Source organism: Limnohabitans sp. (genome assembly GCF_040401495.1).
Lineage (GTDB): Bacteria > Pseudomonadota > Gammaproteobacteria > Burkholderiales > Burkholderiaceae_C > Limnohabitans.
The window spans coordinates 1-1,729 of record NZ_JBBAOI010000055.1; the positions used below are offsets into that span (position 1 = coordinate 1).

Annotated in this window: 3 protein-coding genes; 1 reads left to right on the plus strand and 2 read right to left on the minus strand. The window is 52.1% G+C overall.

The window, feature by feature from the left end; genetic code table 11:
• Positions 1 to 335 (minus strand): GNAT family N-acetyltransferase (locus AC9UEO_RS13560; RefSeq protein WP_509534581.1); only part of this gene is annotated, 335 nt, incomplete at its 3' end.
• On the minus strand, positions 332 to 1,102 hold the full coding sequence (gene tsaB, locus AC9UEO_RS13565) for a tRNA (adenosine(37)-N6)-threonylcarbamoyltransferase complex dimerization subunit type 1 TsaB (protein WP_509534584.1): 771 nt from the start codon (positions 1,100 to 1,102) through the stop codon (positions 332 to 334). The genes tsaB and AC9UEO_RS13560, both read right to left, overlap by 4 nt.
• Before the next feature lie 40 nt (positions 1,103 to 1,142).
• Here tsaB and AC9UEO_RS13570 point away from each other — a divergent pair.
• A partial coding sequence (locus AC9UEO_RS13570; protein WP_509534587.1) for a D-alanyl-D-alanine carboxypeptidase occupies positions 1,143 to 1,729 on the plus strand: 587 nt, incomplete at its 3' end.

Here is a 1,729-nt window from a genome sequence, read left to right on the forward strand (position 1 = left end):
CGCACTTCTAACCACAACCATTTGGCGTCTTGCCCGCGCGACCAAATACAGAGGGCATCCAACATCATCACGCCCCAGCCTTGTCGCTGATAGATGGGGTCGACGGTGATGTTGAGCAAATGCACTTCTTGTACGCCAGGCATGGCCACAAAGTAGCCCAACAAACTGTCTTCGCCCAGAAGGGTGATGACTTGGTAGCCCGCCTTATGCGAATCTAAAAAATTACCGCGCGTCCAAGGATGGCTGTAGGCCCGCTGTTCGATGTGTACTACATCATCAAGCCGCGCAAGATCAAGCGACTCTAGTCGGACCTCTGGTTTGAGAACGGCGCTCATGTAGAAATTGTCGTGGCTAGTTTGAGTTGCTCGCGCTCTAGGGTAGTTTGCGCTACTTTGTCACGAATGTAGATGGGCAATGCTTGTTCTGGCAGCACAACTAGGCCTTGTTCGAATGCAATTGGGGCTAAACGGAGCAAGGCTTGTGCTGTTGGCATTGCGTACATATGCTTACCTGAGAGTGCGTTTGGCCAACGTGTTGCGAATGCGTCCCATGCATTTCCAACCGTTGAGAAGTCGAGATCTTTCCATTCGGTTGGTACGCAGATGTCTTCGGGCGATTGCACCGAAGGCGCTTGTACGCATTGCCACTCGGATCGCCACTCGTAGGCTGCGGTGTAAACCTGATCCATACGTGCATCCATGGCCACAAAAAATCTTTTTACTTCTTCGGGAAGTTGTTCTAGTTGTTGTTGCGTTTGTTGCGCGCTTTGATAATCCGCGTCCTCCGCCACAGCGAGCAAGGTATCGATAGGCAAAACGGGTATCCCAGCTCCAAATGCCAAACCTTGCGCCACTGAACACGCCGTGCGCAAACCAGTGAATGAGCCAGGGCCTTTACCAAACACCACCGCGGTGAGATCAGAAAACCGTATTTGCGCTTCTTCCATCAATCGCACGATCTCTGGCAAAACCAGTTGTGACGACTTCGCACCACCCTGTGACGTGTGCGTCCACACCTCAGACGTATCGCCTTGGGTCGAGGCGATAGCCAGGGTGAGCATGTCGGTGCTGGTCTCGATTGCCAGCCATTTGTAGGTGTGCATAAGCCTAGATTATTACGGCTGTGATAATTTGGTTATGCGTATGCGCTTGATCACTGTTGTTTTCGTTTGGCTGCTGAGTAGTTGGCTGAATGTGTTTGCACACAATGTGGCACTGCCTGCTCCTGTGATAACCGCTTTGCAACGCGCCAAAGTGCCTGTAGATGCTTTACATGTCGTCGTCATGGAGGCCAACGGCTCGCAAAAAACTCCGGCCCTGTCAAGCCATGAAGCAACAACTTCTATCAACCCCGCGTCACTTAGCAAACTAGCAACTACTATCGCGGCTCTGGACTTACTAGGTCCCACATTTGTGTGGCGTACGCCTGTTTACATCGATGGCCCAGTGCGTGATGGCGTATTGCAAGGCAATGTTTATGTGCGCGGCAGTGGCGATCCGCGTTTGGTGGTGGAGCGTGTTTGGCTTTTGATGCGGCGCTTGCAAGGCTTAGGGATTCAAAAAATTCAAGGCGATATCGTGCTCGATAGAAGCGCGTTTGATTTGCCTGAACGCAACCCCGCAAGTTTTGATGGCGAGCCTTTGCGCCCCTACAACGCAGCACCAGATGCTTTGCTGGTGAACTTCAAATCGCTGGTTTTTCAATTTGTGCCAGATCGTGCCGCCAATGT